The sequence below is a fragment of the Bacillus sp. FDAARGOS_1420 genome (assembly GCF_019344915.1).
GTDB lineage: Bacteria > Bacillota > Bacilli > Bacillales > Bacillaceae_G > Bacillus_A > Bacillus_A mycoides.
Genome location: NZ_JAHWJB010000001.1, coordinates 870,001 through 887,903 on the forward strand (window position 1 = coordinate 870,001; position 17,903 = coordinate 887,903).

Annotated in this window: 17 protein-coding genes and 2 tRNA genes (1 of these 19 running past the window's edge); all 19 read right to left on the minus strand. The window is 37.6% G+C overall.

All coding sequences use genetic code 11. The annotated features are described in order from the left end of the window. Positions 1 to 1,116 carry the 5' portion of a lysine--tRNA ligase gene (lysS, locus tag I6L50_RS04635; protein WP_002009709.1) on the minus strand. The gene continues 384 nt to the left of window position 1, outside the view, so the window shows 1,116 of its 1,500 coding nt (coding positions 1–1,116); it begins with the start codon at positions 1,114 to 1,116; the stop codon falls past the left edge of the window. A gap of 160 nt (positions 1,117 to 1,276) precedes the next feature. Next, the gene (gene dusB, locus I6L50_RS04640; protein ID WP_219300679.1) at positions 1,277 to 2,275 is read right to left on the minus strand and encodes a tRNA dihydrouridine synthase DusB; all 999 of its coding nucleotides are present in this window, start codon (positions 2,273 to 2,275) and stop codon (positions 1,277 to 1,279) included. Between the two features lie 23 nt (positions 2,276 to 2,298). After that, a complete protein-coding gene (locus I6L50_RS04645; RefSeq protein WP_219300681.1) occupies positions 2,299 to 2,502 on the minus strand; it encodes a helix-turn-helix domain-containing protein in 204 nt (67 codons plus the stop codon). Continuing rightward, the gene (gene folK / locus I6L50_RS04650) at positions 2,454 to 2,969 is read right to left on the minus strand and encodes a 2-amino-4-hydroxy-6-hydroxymethyldihydropteridine diphosphokinase (RefSeq protein WP_002138868.1); all 516 of its coding nucleotides are present in this window, start codon (positions 2,967 to 2,969) and stop codon (positions 2,454 to 2,456) included. The genes I6L50_RS04645 and folK overlap by 49 nt, the downstream gene beginning before the upstream one ends. Beyond that, a complete protein-coding gene (gene folB, locus I6L50_RS04655) occupies positions 2,966 to 3,328 on the minus strand; it encodes a dihydroneopterin aldolase (RefSeq protein WP_000358063.1) in 363 nt (120 codons plus the stop codon). The genes folK and folB overlap by 4 nt, the downstream gene beginning before the upstream one ends. Then, on the minus strand, positions 3,329 to 4,189 hold the full coding sequence (folP, locus tag I6L50_RS04660) for a dihydropteroate synthase (protein WP_113938516.1): 861 nt from the start codon (positions 4,187 to 4,189) through the stop codon (positions 3,329 to 3,331). Further along, on the minus strand, positions 4,164 to 5,036 hold the full coding sequence (pabC, locus tag I6L50_RS04665) for an aminodeoxychorismate lyase (protein WP_219300683.1): 873 nt from the start codon (positions 5,034 to 5,036) through the stop codon (positions 4,164 to 4,166). The genes folP and pabC overlap by 26 nt, the downstream gene beginning before the upstream one ends. Continuing rightward, a complete protein-coding gene (gene pabA / locus I6L50_RS04670; protein ID WP_002113273.1) occupies positions 5,030 to 5,617 on the minus strand; it encodes an aminodeoxychorismate/anthranilate synthase component II in 588 nt (195 codons plus the stop codon). The genes pabC and pabA overlap by 7 nt, the downstream gene beginning before the upstream one ends. 5 nt (positions 5,618 to 5,622) lie before the next feature. Further along, a complete protein-coding gene (gene trpE, locus I6L50_RS04675; RefSeq protein WP_219300685.1) occupies positions 5,623 to 7,020 on the minus strand; it encodes an anthranilate synthase component I in 1,398 nt (465 codons plus the stop codon). A gap of 223 nt (positions 7,021 to 7,243) precedes the next feature. Then, positions 7,244 to 8,167 (minus strand): cysteine synthase A, encoded by a 924-nt coding sequence (gene cysK, locus I6L50_RS04680; RefSeq protein ID WP_219300687.1) that lies wholly within the window; start codon positions 8,165 to 8,167, stop codon positions 7,244 to 7,246. A gap of 117 nt (positions 8,168 to 8,284) precedes the next feature. After that, positions 8,285 to 9,160 (minus strand): redox-regulated molecular chaperone HslO, encoded by an 876-nt coding sequence (hslO, locus tag I6L50_RS04685; protein WP_002091564.1) that lies wholly within the window; start codon positions 9,158 to 9,160, stop codon positions 8,285 to 8,287. Positions 9,161 to 9,166: 6 nt separating this feature from the next. After that, the gene (locus I6L50_RS04690; RefSeq protein WP_002009692.1) at positions 9,167 to 9,955 is read right to left on the minus strand and encodes a type III pantothenate kinase; all 789 of its coding nucleotides are present in this window, start codon (positions 9,953 to 9,955) and stop codon (positions 9,167 to 9,169) included. A gap of 221 nt (positions 9,956 to 10,176) precedes the next feature. Continuing rightward, positions 10,177 to 12,078: an ATP-dependent zinc metalloprotease FtsH gene (gene ftsH, locus I6L50_RS04695; protein ID WP_002091565.1), complete on the minus strand. Its 1,902-nt coding sequence runs from the start codon at positions 12,076 to 12,078 to the stop codon at positions 10,177 to 10,179. Between the two features lie 85 nt (positions 12,079 to 12,163). After that, positions 12,164 to 12,706, minus strand: coding sequence for a hypoxanthine phosphoribosyltransferase (hpt, locus tag I6L50_RS04700; RefSeq protein ID WP_002124550.1), 543 nt, complete (start codon positions 12,704 to 12,706; stop codon positions 12,164 to 12,166). Then, entirely contained in the window at positions 12,703 to 14,133 is a 1,431-nt protein-coding gene (gene tilS, locus I6L50_RS04705; RefSeq protein ID WP_219300689.1) for a tRNA lysidine(34) synthetase TilS, read from the minus strand. Before tilS ends, hpt begins: the two co-directional genes overlap by 4 nt. A 203-nt stretch (positions 14,134 to 14,336) precedes the next feature. Further along, positions 14,337 to 16,808 (minus strand): stage II sporulation protein E, encoded by a 2,472-nt coding sequence (gene spoIIE, locus I6L50_RS04710; protein WP_113710291.1) that lies wholly within the window; start codon positions 16,806 to 16,808, stop codon positions 14,337 to 14,339. 261 nt (positions 16,809 to 17,069) lie between these two features. Continuing rightward, a tRNA-Glu gene (locus tag I6L50_RS04715) sits at positions 17,070 to 17,141 on the minus strand. A 13-nt stretch (positions 17,142 to 17,154) separates the two neighbouring features. Continuing rightward, positions 17,155 to 17,228 (minus strand) — tRNA-Met (locus tag I6L50_RS04720). Between the two features lie 159 nt (positions 17,229 to 17,387). Continuing rightward, positions 17,388 to 17,876, minus strand: coding sequence for a S1 domain-containing RNA-binding protein (locus I6L50_RS04725; RefSeq protein WP_002063394.1), 489 nt, complete (start codon positions 17,874 to 17,876; stop codon positions 17,388 to 17,390). Positions 17,877 to 17,903 lie beyond the last annotated feature (27 nt).

Below are 17,903 nucleotides of genomic sequence, written 5' to 3' on the forward strand. Positions count from 1 at the left end.
TTTTTGTTCGAAGAACTCATTAATAATATGACCAACTTCCATTGTATTCTTAATTTCCACATTATGTTCTTTTGCAAGTTCACGCGCTTCTTCTACACTCATTGGATTCCAGAAATCTGCTCCAGAGTGTTGCTTAATTGCATCTACCATATGAAGACGTGTCCATTCTGGCTCTAAATTAATTTCATAATCACCATATTGGATTGTTGTTGTACCCAATACTTTTTTCGCGATATGAGCAACCATATTTTCTGTCAGTTTCATAATATCATTATAATCAGCGTACGCTTCATATAATTCAATCATCGTAAACTCAGGGTTATGACGAGTTGATACACCCTCATTACGGAATACACGGCCGATCTCATAAACCTTTTCTAATCCACCCACAATAAGACGTTTTAAATGAAGTTCAATTGCGATACGCATATATAATTCCATATCTAACGCATTATGGTGTGTAGTGAAAGGACGAGCAGACGCTCCACCTGCAATCGCGTGCATCATAGGCGTTTCTACTTCAAGATAACCGTTGTCATCTAAATATCTTCTCATTTCACGAATGATTTTACTACGGGTAACGAACGTTTCACGGCTTTCCATACTTGTAATTAAGTCCAAGTAACGTTGACGATAGCGTTGTTCAACATCTTTTAATCCATGGTATTTATCCGGTAATGGACGAAGGGATTTCGTTAAAAGTGTAAATCCTATTGCTTTTACTGAAAGTTCTCCAACGTTTGTTTTGAACACTTTACCTTCAATACCTACTAAGTCACCTAAATCTGCTGTCGTAAATAACTCGTACTCTTCATCTCCAACAGTATCTTTACGAACATAAATTTGAACTTGCCCCTGTAAATCTTGAATATGCGCAAATCCTGCTTTTCCTTTACCGCGTTTTGTCATAATACGACCAGCGATAGAAACAGTGATTTCTTTCTCTTCTAATTCTTCTTTAGAGAATTCTCCATATAGACTTACTAAGTCAGTTGTTGAATTTGTGCGTTCAAATCGTTTACCGAACGGATCGATTCCTTGCTCACGCAAATTATGTAGCTTTTCACGACGAACAAGCAATTGGTCGTTTAATTCTTCGTGGTTCATGTTATCCATGATATTAATATCACTCCAGCTCTATTAATTTTTACAATATATACAGTATAGCATTTTCTACTCAACTAGAAAAACTGCCAGCAACTAACTGGCAGTTCTTCTTTCTTTCACGTAATTATAGGAAGTGTATAGAAGAATGTCAATCTCCTATGCCCCCTTATTAACCAACATAAATTGTTTGTTGTTTCGCTTCTACTTCTTCTACAAATGCACCTAATACATTCGCAAGGTCTTCACGTGTGTCGCAAGTATTGATACCATTACGCACACCCGCATTACCACGAACACCTTTTAAATACCAAGCTGCATGCTTTCTCATCTCTCTTACGGCAACATTTTCGTTCTTTAAATCGATAAGACGATCTAGATGCAACATACATACATCAATTTTCTCACGCACTGTTGGTTCCGGCATTAACTCACCTGTCTCTAAATACTTTACCGTACGATAAATCATCCACGGATCTCCAAGAGCAGCGCGACCAATCATAACACCATCTACACCAATTTCATCAAGCATACGCTTTGCATCTTGTGGTGTTTCGACATCACCATTTCCGATAACCGGAATATTTACAGCCTGCTTTACTTGTTTAATAATATTCCAATCCGCTTTACCTTCATACATTTGTACTCGTGTACGCCCATGAACCGCTATCGCTTGTCCACCAGCACGCTCAACAGCTCTAGCATTTTCTATTGCGAAAATATGTTCTTCATCCCAACCAATACGCATTTTAACTGTAACTGGCTTTTCAACAGCATCTACAACCGCCGCTACCATCTCATATATTTTATTCGGGTCTAAAAGCCACTTTGCTCCTGCATCACACTTAGTGATTTTCGGTACTGGGCACCCCATATTAATATCAATAATGTCTGCTGTCGTATATTTATCTACGTATTTCGCAGCATCCACAAGAGTTTCTTTCTCTCCACCAAAAATTTGCAAGCTTAATGGCTTTTCTCTCTCATCGATATATAGCATATCTAATGTTCTTTTGTTATTAAGTAATATTGCCTTATCACTTACCATTTCGGCACAAACTAAACCTGCACCAAATTCTTTTACTGTCAAACGGAATGCAGAGTTACACACTCCCGCCATCGGTGCTAATACAACCGGATTTTTCATCTCAATATTTGCAATCTTTAACACTCGATTTACTCCTTCCTTCATAGTCACTTCGGCATTAGTTCATCTATCGAGACCTTTAATGCTCTAGCAACTTCTACTACAAAATCTTGGGAAGGCGATCGATTCCCTCTCTCAACTTCACCTAAAACAGATACAGATACCCCTAATTCTTTCGCAAAACCTTCTTGTGTATAGCCTTTTAGCTTTCGAAAAGCACGAATGCGTCTTCCCCATTTTTCTGCTTCCATACCGTTACTCCCTCTCGCCTTTTCATTTCTTCTACTTGTGAACGTGAAATGTCTTGTTTTATATCTTGATTGATTTCTAACAACGGAACGATAACAAAAGCTCTTTCGAACATCCGCGGATGCGGAACAATAAGATTCTCTGCTTCAATATTTTCTTGATTATATAGTAAAATGTCAAGGTCGATGGTCCTCGGGCCCCATCTAATTTCCCTTTTTCTTCCTAGGTCATTCTCTACCCTTTGTGTTACTTTCAATAATTCTTGCGGTGATAAATTGGTAGAAATTTTTATAACTAAATTTAAAAAGCAATTTTGGTCAGTATAGCCAACCGGATCGGTTTCATATACAGACGAAACATCATCAACTTGGATATGCTGGTTTTTATTTAAAAACTGAATTGCTTCAGTTAAATAAGTATAACGCTCCCCAATATTGGAACCTAATGCAATGTACGCTATATTATTCATGGACGCTCTCTCGTAATTTCTACCGCTACAGCACGATAATGTCCTGGTATCGGCGGATCCGGTTTAATTACCTTAATTGTACACCGTGAAATACTCTCATATTGTTTCAATATATCTGTAGCGATATTTTCAGCGATACTCTCTACAAGCTTATACGTTCTATCTTCAACAACTTTTCTACACAGCTCAAAAAGTTCCCCGTAATTGACAGAATGCTCTAAGTCGTCACTTTCTCCTGCGCGTTTTAAATCCAACTCCACCGTTAAATCTACTTTAAATCTCTGACCTAATTTATTCTCTTCTGGGAATACACCATGATAACCGTAAAACTCCATATCATGGATATAAATTTTATCCAATTACTTTACCCCCTTACCAATCATCGCATCCATCATCTTAGCCATACGCGCCATTTCTTTCACATCATGAACACGGATAAATTCACAGCCCTTTTCAATACCAAGACAAACGGTAGCACCCGTTCCTTCAAGACGCTCCTCCACTGGCAAATCTAATACATGACCAATAAAGGACTTTCTTGAAGTACCTAAGAGGACTGGATAACCCAGTACATTTAACTGTTCTAAATTACGCATCGCTTCTAAATTTTGTTCAGGTGTTTTCGCAAAACCGATACCTGGGTCTAAAATAATATTCTCATCTCGTACACCAGCATCTTTAGCAATTTTAATACTTTCATACAAATCAGCAATCATATCAGCCATTAAGTTGCGATAGTTCATATTATCTCGGTTATGCATTAAGATAATAGGTACATCATAATAGGCTGCAACTTCAGCAATCTTCGGTTCCGCCTTCGCTCCCCAAATATCATTAATAATATGAGCACCAGCTTCAATCGCTTGTTTTGCAACTTCAGCTTTATACGTATCGATAGAAATAGGTAATTTCGCTTCTTTCGAAACCGCCTGAATCATCGGAACGACTCGCTTTATTTCTTCTTCTACCGAAACTTTAGCAAAACCCGGGCGGGTAGATTCGCCGCCAATATCAATAATATGAGCACCTTCATTTTTCATTTCTTTCGCATGTCGCACCGCAGCATCTACTTCGTTGTAACTCCCACCATCAGAAAATGAATCTGGCGTTACATTTAAAATCCCCATAATTAATGTCTTTTCATTTAAGTTCAATGTATATTCGCCGCAGCGCAAATCATAATCCCACTTCAAACTACACATCTCCTCTTCGCAATTCATTTCTGCTCCACAATTTCTCTCTCTGCACTCCATAAAGATCCATAAGTCTTTTTGTAACCACTGCCACTTTACCCGGGAAATCTTTCTCCTCTATACGATAAAGGGGGACAATCTCTTGAATAGAGTTCGTTACGAACACTTCATCCGCTGAAAGCAATTCATCTTTTGTAAAGAAACCTTCCTTTACTTCTATATCTAGCTCTTCAGCAGCCTTTATAATAAACGCACGAGTGATTCCGTTTAAAATCCCTGTTTCTAATGAAGGAGTATATAAAATACCTCCTTTAACAAAAAAGAGATTCGAAACAATACCCTCTGCAACATAACCTGTTTCGGTAAGAAAAATACCTTCCTTATTCACAACATTTCCAATTTCGCGTTTCCCTAAAATATTATTTAAATAATGATGGGACTTCAAGCGAAATGCACCCTCAGGTGTATTTCTCACTTGCTTTAAAATAACTCCTTCTTTTTCCACTACATTCCCTGGAGCTGCTAAAGGTTTTATAAAAACAATAACAGACGGTTCTTCATATACTTCCGTTTGTAATCCTATTTCATCTATACCCGCCGATACATTTAAGCGCACATACGCATGCTTTAACTCATTCTTAACAAGTAGATTCTTTAAAATAAGCATCACTTCATCTTTTGTCATTGTCCATTTGATTTGCAATATATCGAGCGCATCCATTAAGCGTTCATAATGATCATCCAATAAAAAGGGATGACCATTATAAATACGAAATGTCTCAAAAACCCCAAGCCCATATAGGTAACCGTGGTCATAAGGAGAAATTTTCGCTTCACTTGCTTCTACATACGCGCCATTTACGTAAATTAACACGATGTCACACTTGGGCTATATTTGCGAATGAAATTCTGTAGCAACTCTTTCCCATGAGAAGTCATAATAGATTCCGGATGGAATTGTACCCCTTCAATCGGCAACGTTTTATGACGAAGCGCCATAATTTCACCTTCTTCAGTCCAAGATGTTATCTCTAAACAATTCGGTAACGTCTCTTTTTTAACGATAAGAGAGTGATAACGTGTCGCGGTAAATGGATTTGGGATATCAGAAAAAATCGTCTGCCCATCATGATGCATTAAAGATGTTTTTCCATGCATCAAACGCTCTGCCCTGACAACATCCCCTCCAAATACTTGTGCAATTGATTGATGTCCAAGACAGACCCCAAAAATCGGAAGCTTACCTGCAAAATATTTAATAACATCCATACTGATTCCCGCCTCATTAGGACTACATGGACCTGGCGAAATCATTAAAAAATCTGGTTTCATATTCTCAATATCCGAAATAGTCACTTCATCATTACGCTTAACAACAAGCTCTTGTCCAAGTTCTCCAAGAAATTGCACTAAATTAAACGTAAAAGAATCATAATTATCAATCATTAATATCATTTCTCTCACCTAACCGTTTCTTCGCTACTTTCTTTTGCACGCCATAAAGCGATTGCTTTTTTTAACGACTCTTTATATTCATCTTTTGGATTTGAATCAATTACAATACCCGCTCCAGCTTGCACATGCGCTTGTCCATCTTTAGCAAGTAGTGTTCGGATTACAATATTCAATTCCGTATCTCCAGAATAACCAATCCAACCAATTGAACCCGTATAAATTCCTCGGCGAACAGGTTCTAATTCTTCAATAATTTCCATCGTACGTATTTTCGGGGCGCCAGTAATTGTCCCACCAGGAAATACAGCCTTCACCAAATCGAAAGCATCTTTATCTGCTTCCACCTCACCACGCACATTAGAAACAATATGCATAACGTGTGAGTATTTTTCAATTACCATAAATTCATCTACTTCAACAGTGCCATATTTACAAACCCGACCCAAGTCATTTCGTTCTAAATCCACAAGCATTACATGCTCTGCTCTTTCCTTTTCATTTTCAATTAATTCTTTCGCTAATTCTTCATCCTCTTGCTCACTTGCTCCTCGAGAGCGCGTACCAGCAATCGGTCTTGTACTCACTTCTTTCCCTTGCTTTTTAATTAGCAATTCAGGCGAAGCACTAACAATTTGAAAATCTCCAAACTCCAAGTAACCCATATATGGAGATGGATTAATTTCACGAAGACTTGTATATATTTCTAATGGATGTGTTTGTAATGTTCTTTCTTGTCTTGTCGACAAGTTTACTTGAAACACATCACCCGCTCCAATATATTCTTGAATACGTTCAACGGCCTTCATAAAGCCCTCTTCCGTAAAAGCGACTGCTTCATTTTTCTTTTCAGGACATTCAAACGGCATAGTCACTTCGGGGGCTTCTTTCATCCAAAGACCCTTCCATTCATTTAATCGTTCTTCTGCCTCTTCACACTCATCTACATAATGCGTAATAATCCATAATACTCTCTCCTGTTGATCATACACAAACACGTCATCAAATAACAAAAAGAATATGTCAGGTATATTAATATCATCCTTCGCAAGAGAAGAAAGTTTTTCAATATAACGGATACAATCATAACTAAAGTATCCAATTGCCCCACCCTGAAAAGGTGGGTACTCCGGATTATAATCCGTTTTCCATTTCTCCATATACGCTTGCATTAAATCTAATGGATTCCCTCGCTCTATTGTTTCCTTACCACTTTCACTTATATGTAACGTCTCATTCTTACCCTGAATTACCGCTACTGGATCCAGCCCAACAATGTTATAACGACCACCACGTCCACTTTCTAACAAAATATGTTGCGGCTTATCCTGAGAAAGAAATTTATATTGCTTAAAGAAATCTAACTGATATGGAATAGAAAGCGCTAAAGATTTTCTTCGTTGCATATCAACACCCCGTCTTCTGTTATCCCACCCTCTTAAGCCAATCAACTCAAACTACATAAAATTATTTATATAGAGAATGATTATACTTGAGGGCTAGTGAAAATAAATTAATTATACTACTTCTTATTTTACATGAAGTTTTCTAGTCATTCACTCTTTTCCTTTTTCCAATCAAAAAGAAAAAGCATCCTTTTTTAAGGATGCTTTTTCAAATCACATTCAATTATGACTCAAATTGATAAAGCGGTGTACTTAAATAACGTTCACCGTTACTTGGGATAATAACAAGTACCTTTTTCCCTTTACCTAATTTCTTCGCAACTTCTGTCGCTGCGTAAACGACCGCTCCTGAAGAGATACCCACTAAAATACCTTCTTCTTTAGCCACTCTTCTCGCATATTCGAACACTTGTTCTGTTTTCACTTGGATAATTTCATCATATACCTTTACATCCAATGTCTCCGGAACAAACCCCGCTCCAATTCCTTGGATCTTATGTGGCCCTGGCTTTCCACCAGATAATACTGGTGAATCCGCAGGTTCTACCGCGTAAATTTTGATATCTTTATAAGCTTCTTTCAGTACTTCACCGGCACCTGTAATTGTTCCACCTGTACCAATACCTGCAATAAACGCATCTAATTGATCCCCCATCTGTTCAACAATTTCTGGACCTGTTGTTATACGATGGATTTCTGGATTCGCTTGATTTTGGAACTGTTGTGGTATAAAGTACCCATGTTCTTCTGCTAATTCAGTTGCCTTTCGAATTGCTCCGCCCATTCCTTCAGGTCCTGGAGTCAATACTAATTCAGCACCGTAAGCGCGTAATAAATTACGACGCTCAATACTCATTGTTTCTGGCATTACTAAAATTGCCTTATATCCTTTAGCAGCTGCTACCATCGCTAAGCCAATACCTGTGTTACCACTTGTCGGCTCAATGATTGTATCGCCCTCTTTTAATAATCCTTTATTTTCAGCATCTTCAATCATAGCTAACGCGATACGATCTTTAACACTGCTCCCCGGATTCATAAATTCTAATTTTAAGTATACATCTGCGCTGTCTGATTCTACGATGCGGTTCAACTTAACGATCGGCGTTTTCCCGATTAATTCTGAAACTGATTGTGCCACTCGCATTCCTGTCACTCCTAACACCGAGTATTTTTATTGGTTTTATCTATATTTAGATTTTGTCAGAAAATTCCCTGTTTGTCAATCTATTCGGGTGGCTGATTCTCCGCCTAATCTTCTTTATTACAGGTTCTCAATTAGACTTGTAATATCTTCTTTAGCGAATTTATGTCGTTCATTACAGAAGTGACAGTGAACTTCCGTCTCTTCTTCTTCTGCACGAATTTGTTCTAGCTCCGCTTTCCCTAAACTAATTAGCACACTTTCAATACGCTCACGTGAACATGTACAATTAAATTGAACATCCATTGTTTCTAGCACTTTCACTTTATCTTCTCCAAGCACTTCATACAGTAATTCTTCTGGAGAAAGACCTTGTTCGATTAATTGTGATACTGGCGGGATTTGTTGAAGACGCTCTTCAATAAATGAAATTGTCTCTTCCTGCGCACCTGGCATAATTTGAAGAATGAATCCACCCGCCGCTAATACGCTATCATCTCCATTTACAAGAACACCAACACCTACAGAAGAAGGTGTCTGCTCAGAAACCGCGAAATAATATGTGAAATCTTCCCCTAGTTCTCCTGAAACAATTGGAGATTGACCAATAAACGGTTCACGCATACCGATATCTTTAATTACCGTTACAAATCCTTCTGTACCTACCGCTTGATATACACGTAATTTTCCTTGTTCCGTTCCTTCAAAATCAACATGTGGATTCGTTACATAACCACGTACATCCCCATTTGCATGAGCATCGACTAAGATAGGACCAATCGGGCCGTTACCCTCTACTTTAATCGTTAACTTCTGCTCGCCTTTTAACATAGCACCCATCATTGTACCCGCAGTTAAAGAACGACCAAGTGCCGCTGAAGCTGTTCTCCATGTATCATGACGCTTTTGCGCCTCACTTACTGTATTTGTTGTACGTACACTATAAGCACGAACCTCTCCATTAAACGCTAACGCTTTTACTAAATAATCTTTCATACTTATTTATTCACCCTTCTCATGTTGTAAATTTGCATTACGCTCATATAACATATACAAACCTTTTAACGTTAAAAACGGATCTACAATATCAATTACATTTGATTCTTCTGAAATTAATTTTGCCAATCCACCTGTTGCAATAACTTTCGGTTCTTGCTTAGCTTCTTCCTTCATACGCTTAACAATACCTTCCACTTGTCCAACGTATCCATAAAGAATACCTGATTGCATTGCACTTACTGTATTCTTCCCGATAACACTGCCCGGTTTTGTAATTTCAATACGAGGAAGCTTTGCTGCCCTGCTATATAAAGCCTCTGCCGAAATCATAATTCCTGGCGTAATAACGCCACCCATATAATGCTTCTCTTCGTTAATATAACAATATGTAGTAGCCGTACCAAAATCAACAATAATAAGCGGACTTCCATATAAGTGGATTCCTGCTACTGCATTTACAATTCGGTCCGCGCCTACTTCACGTGGATTTTCATATTTAATATTCAAGCCAGTTTTTATCCCAGGCCCCACTACAAGCGGTTTAATTTTAAAATACTTTTCACACATACGCTCTAAAGCGAACATAATTGGCGGTACGACTGAAGACACAATAATACCTTTCACATCTTCAAAAGAAAGACCTTCATGCTCAAGTAACTGCTTTACAAGCATCCCATACTCATCTTCTGTTTTATGACGATCTGTTTCCATGCGCCAATGCTGACGAAGTTCCCCCTCTTCAAACACACCTAGTACCGCATTTGTGTTCCCTACATCCAATACAAAAATCATATTCTCACCACTTATCTTATTTAATCTATATTTGCGCAGTATGTATAAAACTTATAAAAACATCATATCACACATACTTATATAATCAGTTTTTCTATACTCATCATTGTACAAAAAGATTACTCTCTATTTCAATTTTTAATAATAGTTTCATTCAATTTTTTTTGCCACTTAAATTCATTCCACAAAAAAAGGAGTGACTATTGTCACTCCTTCGTTTCTTACTTATCTTCTGTATCTTCATCGTCTTTCTTCATATTGATGTTTACTTTCACATCATCTGAAGATGTTGGTCGCTCAGGTAATCTGCCATAATCATATAAATGATTAATTTGCTCTGCATCTAATGTTTCTACTTCAAGTAACGTTTTCGCGATAATATCAAGCTTATCTCGTTTTTCAGTAAGAATTTGTTTCGCACGAGCATAACAGTCTTTAATAATTATTTGCATTTCCACATCAATTTCATGCGCGATTGCATCACTGTAGTTTTGTTCTGAATGGAAGTCTCTTCCTAAGAATACCTGACCACCTTGTGAGCTACCAAATTGCATCGGTCCAAGCTTATCACTCATTCCGAATTCTGTAACCATACGTCTTGCAATACCAGTCGCACGTTGGAAGTCGTTGTGAGCACCTGTACTTGCTTCACCAAATACAATCTCCTCAGCTACTCGACCACCAAGTAAACCAGTGATTTTATCAAGTAACTCTGGTTTTGTCATGAAGTAACGATCTTCCTTCGGAAGCATTACCGCATATCCACCAGCTTGACCACGAGGGACAATTGTTACTTTATGAACGATATCTGCTTCATCAAGGACAACACCAATTACAGTATGGCCAGCCTCATGGAATGCAACGATATTACGTTCTTTTTCAGAGATAACGCGACTTTTCTTAGCTGGACCTGCAATAACACGATCCGTCGCTTCATCGATGTCACTCATATCAATTTTCTTCTTATCTTGACGCGCAGCTACTAAAGCAGCTTCGTTTAATAAGTTTTCAAGATCGGCACCAGAGAATCCTGGTGTACGAGTTGCAATTGCTCTTAAGTTGACATTCTCATCAAGCGGTTTATTACGAGCGTGTACCTTAAGTACAGCTTCACGACCATTTACATCTGGACGATCTACTGTAATTTGACGGTCAAAACGACCTGGACGTAATAACGCTGGATCAAGAATATCAGGACGGTTTGTCGCAGCGATGATAATAATACCTTCGTTTGCACCGAATCCATCCATTTCAACAAGCAATTGGTTCAACGTTTGTTCACGCTCATCATGACCACCGCCAAGACCCGCGCCACGTTGACGTCCTACTGCATCAATTTCATCAATGAAAATGATACAAGGAGCATTTTTCTTTGCATTTTCAAATAAATCACGTACACGGGATGCACCGACACCGACGAACATCTCTACGAAGTCAGAACCACTAATAGAGAAGAACGGAACGCCTGCTTCACCTGCAACAGCACGTGCTAGTAAAGTTTTACCTGTACCTGGAGGTCCCACTAATAGAACACCCTTCGGAATACGGGCACCAACTTCAGCGAACTTACGAGGGTCTTTCAAGAATTCAACTACCTCAACAAGTTCTTGTTTCTCTTCATCCGCTCCAGCAACATCTCTGAAACGAATTTTTTTCTTTTCATCATTGTATAGCTTCGCCTTACTTTTCCCGAAGTTCATAACACGGCTACCGCCGCCCTGAGCTTGGTTTAATAAGAAGAAGAATAAAATGAAGATAATGACAAACGGAATGATAGAAGTAAAGAACGTTACCCAAGCACTTGTTTCTTCTGCTGGTTGATACTTAACTTCAGCCCCTTGCGCTTTATCATTAATTTTCTTTTGTAATTCCTCAGTATTTGGTGCATAAGTAACAAATTGTTCTCCTTGGCTAGAAGTCTTGAATTGTCCCTTTACCTCAAACACACCATTTTTCGGTTGAAGCTGCACATTACGCACTTCACCTTTTTCAAGTTGAGTAATGAATTTATCGTAGCTAACTGATGTCGTTTTTTGCGTCGAACCATTAAAATAGCTCACGATTCCAATTACTACTAAGAATATCAGTAAATAAAAGATGGTATTACGGAAGATACGATTCATTCCTAACCTCCTCTCACGGCATAAACACTATAGTAAATCGTAACATAAAAAAAATTTCCTATACAATTGTAACGCCTATATTTAATTAATTTGAGTAAACACTTGGTTTTAATACTCCTACATAAGGAAGATTACGGTACTGCTCTTTATAATCTAATCCATATCCTACAACAAATTCATGAGGAACAGTAAATCCAACATAATCTGCTTTCAGATCAACCTTACGGCCTGTTGGCTTATCTAATAAAGTAACAATTTTTACAGATTTCGCTTTACGATATTTAAACAGGTCCACTAAATAGCTTAGTGTAAGACCGCTATCAATAATATCTTCAACGATTAAAATATCGCGACCTTCTACCGAAGTATCAAGATCTTTTAAGATTTTTACTTCGCCTGTCGAAACTGTAGAGTGACCGTAGCTAGATACAGCCATAAAATCCATTTCAAGATATGTATCTGTTCTCTTTAATAAATCTGCCATAAATGGCATTGCACCCTTTAGTACACCAATCGCAAGAGGTACTGTATTTTTGTAATCCTCTGCAATAACTGCACCTAGTTCGTGTACCTTTTCTTGTATTTGTTCTTCAGAAATTAATACTTTTTCGATATCTTGATTCATCATTTCATTATCCTCCCGGAAGACTCCTTGCTTTTGTAGTGAATAATCATGTATTTACCCTTCTTTGCTAGCTCTTTCGAAGTAGCAAACGCAGATCGTTTCAACAAGGGTACCCAAATAATATTTCCACTTGCGTCACAAACGATCGGCCATTCTTCTCTTTTTTCTTTTGGTACTTTTGCTTCGATAAAAACAGCTTTTATCTTTTTTGTACCATCCATACCTTGCATTGACATGCGATCTCCATTTTCCCTAGACCGAATACGAAGTGGATACGATATATCATTATACTTAGCAACAAATACTGTTTCATTCATGTTACTCGGTATATCTTCGCTCACCTCTGTTACAAGTTTATCCCCATTCGGCAATATAATTGTCCCAGGTACTGATAAATCTTGCGAAAAAGGAGAAACAATTTCTTGTTTAAATCCAAAACCACATTCTTCGTATGTGCGAACAATTTTCAAACCACCTGGAAAATCTAGTGAACCTGAAGGTTGTGCCCGCTTAAAAAATTCAATCACCTTGTCAATATGTATAGAAGAAAGCGAAGATGGAATCTTATATTCATAAAGATAGTTTAATATTAGTTGAATCCCTCTTCTTTGTAAAGGCATAGACATGGATTCAAAGGCAGGAATTGATAAGCTAATTTGTTTATCGCTTTTTTTTGTAATTACTTTATTCATTTTCTCAAAAGCTAATTCCTGCAAATAAGCCTCATCCTCTTGCATCTGCACGCTAAATTTTTGAAATTTCTCATGCATTTGTGGATTTTCTTCTTTCAAATAAGGAAGGACATATTTACGTAATCGATTCCTTGTATATACTTCTTTTTTATTACTCGGATCTATACGCGGAATAACTTTTAATTTATTACAGTAATCAACAATTTCTTCCTTAGTTACCCCAAGTAACGGCCTAATTAAATATCCATTATGAAAAGATCGCTTCAATGCAATTCCTGCGTATCCTTTCGGAGTACTCCCTCGTACAAGGCGCATTAAAATCGTCTCTACTTGATCATCTCCATGGTGACCAAGAGCTACATATCTCGCATCATATTTCTTCATTATTCTTTCCAAAAATGCATATCTGCATTCTCTAGCTGCAACTTGTGCATTCATTCCATATTGCTGTTGATATTGCGACACATTAATCCTTAGCGTTTCACAAATAACTCCTAGCTCTTTGCAAAGACCCTGTACAAACTGTAAATCCTCATAAGATTCATTACCTCTAAGCATATGGTCCACATGTGCTACTACAATTTCTAGCTGTTTTTCTGCCCTTTTTTCTAACAAATAATATAAAAGAGCCAAAGAGTCAGGACCACCAGAAACCCCTACAACAATTGTTGAATGTTTCTTTAATACATCATGCTGCTTTACAAAGTCATCTACTTTTTCAACAAATGCATCTTTCAACTTCGCAATCACCTTTCATTAAACAAGAACAACAACATTAGTTACCTTGTATATAATGGTACAACTTTTACAAACATTGTGCAAAAAAAAGATGTACAAAATCCATATTTTTATCTTACATCCCTCCTGTATATTTAACAAAGTAATCACATTACCTTTTTAATCAAAAAAACCTAGGCATCTACCTAGGTTTTTTGATTATTTTATTGCGCCTGCATTCCTACTATTGGAATCGTAGCCCACTTCGGCATATTTTTCTTTACTTTCGCCACCACAATAGTCATATCATCATTTATATAACCATCACCAGAGCGAATTACTTCTTCCATAATAATATCAGCGATTTCCTGTGGGTCCTCTGTTTGTAGTTCTTTAATTTTACGTTTTATCCATAATTCGTGATTCTCCACATGTTGCGCTCCCTCAAAGATGCCGTCACTCATCATGATAAGAAGATCACCCGTTTTTAATTGCTCACCAACCACATCAACTTCAACATCTTCAATGATTCCCATCGGCAAATTACTTGCCTCAATTTTCAAAATATTATTTCCGCGTTTAACAAAGCTCGGCGTCGATCCAATCTTTAAAAACTTCGCACTCGCATCCCTTAAATCTACCATAGCCAAGTCAAGCGTTGTATACATCTCCTCTGTCGTCCTTAAAGAAAGAATCGAATTGATGGACTTAATCGCTATTTCTTCATCAATACCTGATTGAAGTATCTTTTGTAATAATTTTACCGTTTCCCTGCTCTCCATATGAGCCCTTTGTCCATTTCCCATACCATCACTAATCGCAAGTGCATATTTACCAACGCTCAAATCCATCATCGCGTAGGAATCACCTGAAATAAACCCACCACCTTTTGCAGCTGTGGCCAATCCTGTATCAAGAGAATACGTCTTCGCTGAACCAAATGATATTAAACTGTGCCCATTTGGATATGAGGATTTCTCTTCATGCTTAACGACGATATTCTCTTTTAAAATATCTGAAAGCATTGGAGCAACCAACTTCTCACATTCCCCATGTTCATTAGATGCAGCCGGAATCAACATTTCAATATCAATACTTCCTCTATCTAAACAATAAATATCAACATGCTCCACTTCGACACCAAAATCACGAAACGCTTGTAAAATTTGCTCCTCCTGCGCTTGATGGTTCTCTCTTTCTCGTTGTATCTCCTTAGCGAAATCCTCCATCACTTTTGATACACCTAGTAATTGCTCCGCTACAATTCTACGATTTTCCTTCATTTGTTTTCTTAATTTCTGCCCCTCATAGAAGTGATCTAATTCACCCGCTACTAAATCCGTTACTTTCTTCCCTCTCACACAATGCTTGTCCCATTCACGAACTAACTTCCGATTATGCTGCAGCGTTCCTTCTTCTGTTTCACTCATTATTTGTTTCATATAATCGTATGTTTTATCAAAATTAACTACCCAACATTGATCCTTCTTAAAGCATGTTTGACATGTTTTTGCAGTAATTGTACTTAAAAATAAATCAGCTTCTGTTTCTTTATCTTCTTCCTCCACATACCCGTATACAGAAAAGCTATTAGACAAAGCAGCAAATACATTAGCAAATTGATTGATTTTGTTTGCTGTAACATCGCGCACTCTTCTTAAATATTGTTGTTGATCCTGTGAATGTTCCTGTGTACCCGGCATAAATTTAGCAATACGATCCATAATAAGCTTCGGTGTTAATAAGAAAAAAACAATTGCTACACCAGATTCAATTAAAGTTGTTACAATACTTGTTTGCTTGTCTACATATAATGTAATTAAGCTTGTACCAATTAATAAACCTAAACTAACTCCTATACGCTTCCCTTCTTTTAACAATCCCCCAAGCAACCCTGAAAAGGCAAGGAGACTAAGTTGAGACAAGCTCGCCACATTTGCTAAACTTAATATTAACCCAGTGACAACTCCTACCGTGGACCCTGTAGCTGCCCCTGCAATAAAGGCAAATACTAATACTAAATATCTAGTGAAAATATGTTGAATAGAAGCATCATAAACAAACCAATCCGTTGTGCCCGTTAAAACAGATGCTAGTAATATAATTAAACAAACAATTTCTTCTGTTTCTAACGCTTGTTGCTTCCCTTTCCTTTCCACTAAAAGCGGAACACTTTGTAAAAATATCATCGTTAATACGAAGCTAAGCCCCGCTTCGATCGTACTGACGAGCAGATCATACATGGTGACGGTTTGCTGTGCAAAATATACAACAACTAAATGTGCGGTTAATGCGGAGATAAATACTTGGAATGGTACAAGTCCAACAGTTTTACGTGTAAACCGACTAAAGAAGATATTATAAATAAAGAAGGTAAAGATAGATGCAAAAGTAAAAAATAAATTATCTATTGAAACTGAAAGTGCTCCCCCCATTAGGGCTAAGAACGCGAGCGGCATTTTATCTCGCTTCATAACATAAACAGCAGCAAAAAACGGCAATGCAAACGGTAAAATGTTTGTTAATATATATGCTCGTCCCAAAAGAAAACCAATAACAGCAATAATGAATCCCCATCTAAAGAAAACTTTTTCAAACTTCATTCGCAACTTACTCGTCCACTTTATTGTTCCAAGCTGACTTTCATTCATCGCCAATGCACTTGTATTCATAGTATTCCTTCCTGCTTTAGGCATATTTTTAACACCACCTGCATAGTTTAATTACTGTTATTATAAAAGATGATTATTGGTTTTTTTGTCAAAACAACAGTTTTGACTTTTATAATCGTTCGACTTTTTATTCGAAATAAATCTACATATATACATAGTATTTAATTTATTTAAAGTGAGTTAAAAGAATGTTCAGAAAATATAGGGTGATTTTGTAGAAGTATTGTACGTCTTAATTTATATTTAACAAAAAAAGATCATGCAAATTTGCATGATCTTTTTAGATGACCCGTACGGGATTCGAACCCGTGTTACCGCCGTGAAAGGGCGGTGTCTTAACCACTTGACCAACGGGCCGTTAAATTAAATATAGCGGCGGAGGGGATCGAACCCCCGACCTCACGGGTATGAACCGTACGCTCTAGCCAGCTGAGCTACACCGCCATGTCGTCGTATTTAACGGACAATTAGTATATTACATCAGATATATTTTAAAGTCAATACATCTCAAAAACTTTTTTAAAAATATATTCTCTCACATAAAAAAGTACCCGAGTAATTACTCTGGGTACCTCTCTATATGTTAAGAATTAAACGGACTTATTATCCGCGACGTGCGCCACGGCCACCACGTTTAGATTCTGTGTTACGCTTTAAAGAAGTTAAACGATCTTCACTATCTTTTAAAAAGCGTGCCATCTTTTGCTCAAATGTTTCTTTTGGAGCTCGTTCGTTACCGCCACCGCGGTTATCTCTGTTGGAAGAACGATTATTATTACGTTGTGGACGTCCAGAACGTTGTTGATCACCACCACGTTGGTATTCACCACGCGGACGATCTCCTTCTGTTTTTTCACGTTCTTTCGCTTTCTTAATAGATAGGCCAATTTTGCCATCTTTTTCAACATTGATAACTTTTACTTCTACTTGGTCGCCTACTTTTAAGTGATCGTTAATATCTTTCACATAATTATCAGCAACTTCACTAATATGAACAAGACCTGTTAAGCCTTCTGGCAGCTCCACAAAAGCCCCAAAATTTGTAATACCTGTTACTTTACCCTGTAACTTGCTGCCTACCTCGATTGACATAAAAAAAATGCTCCTCCTTAGTGGTTA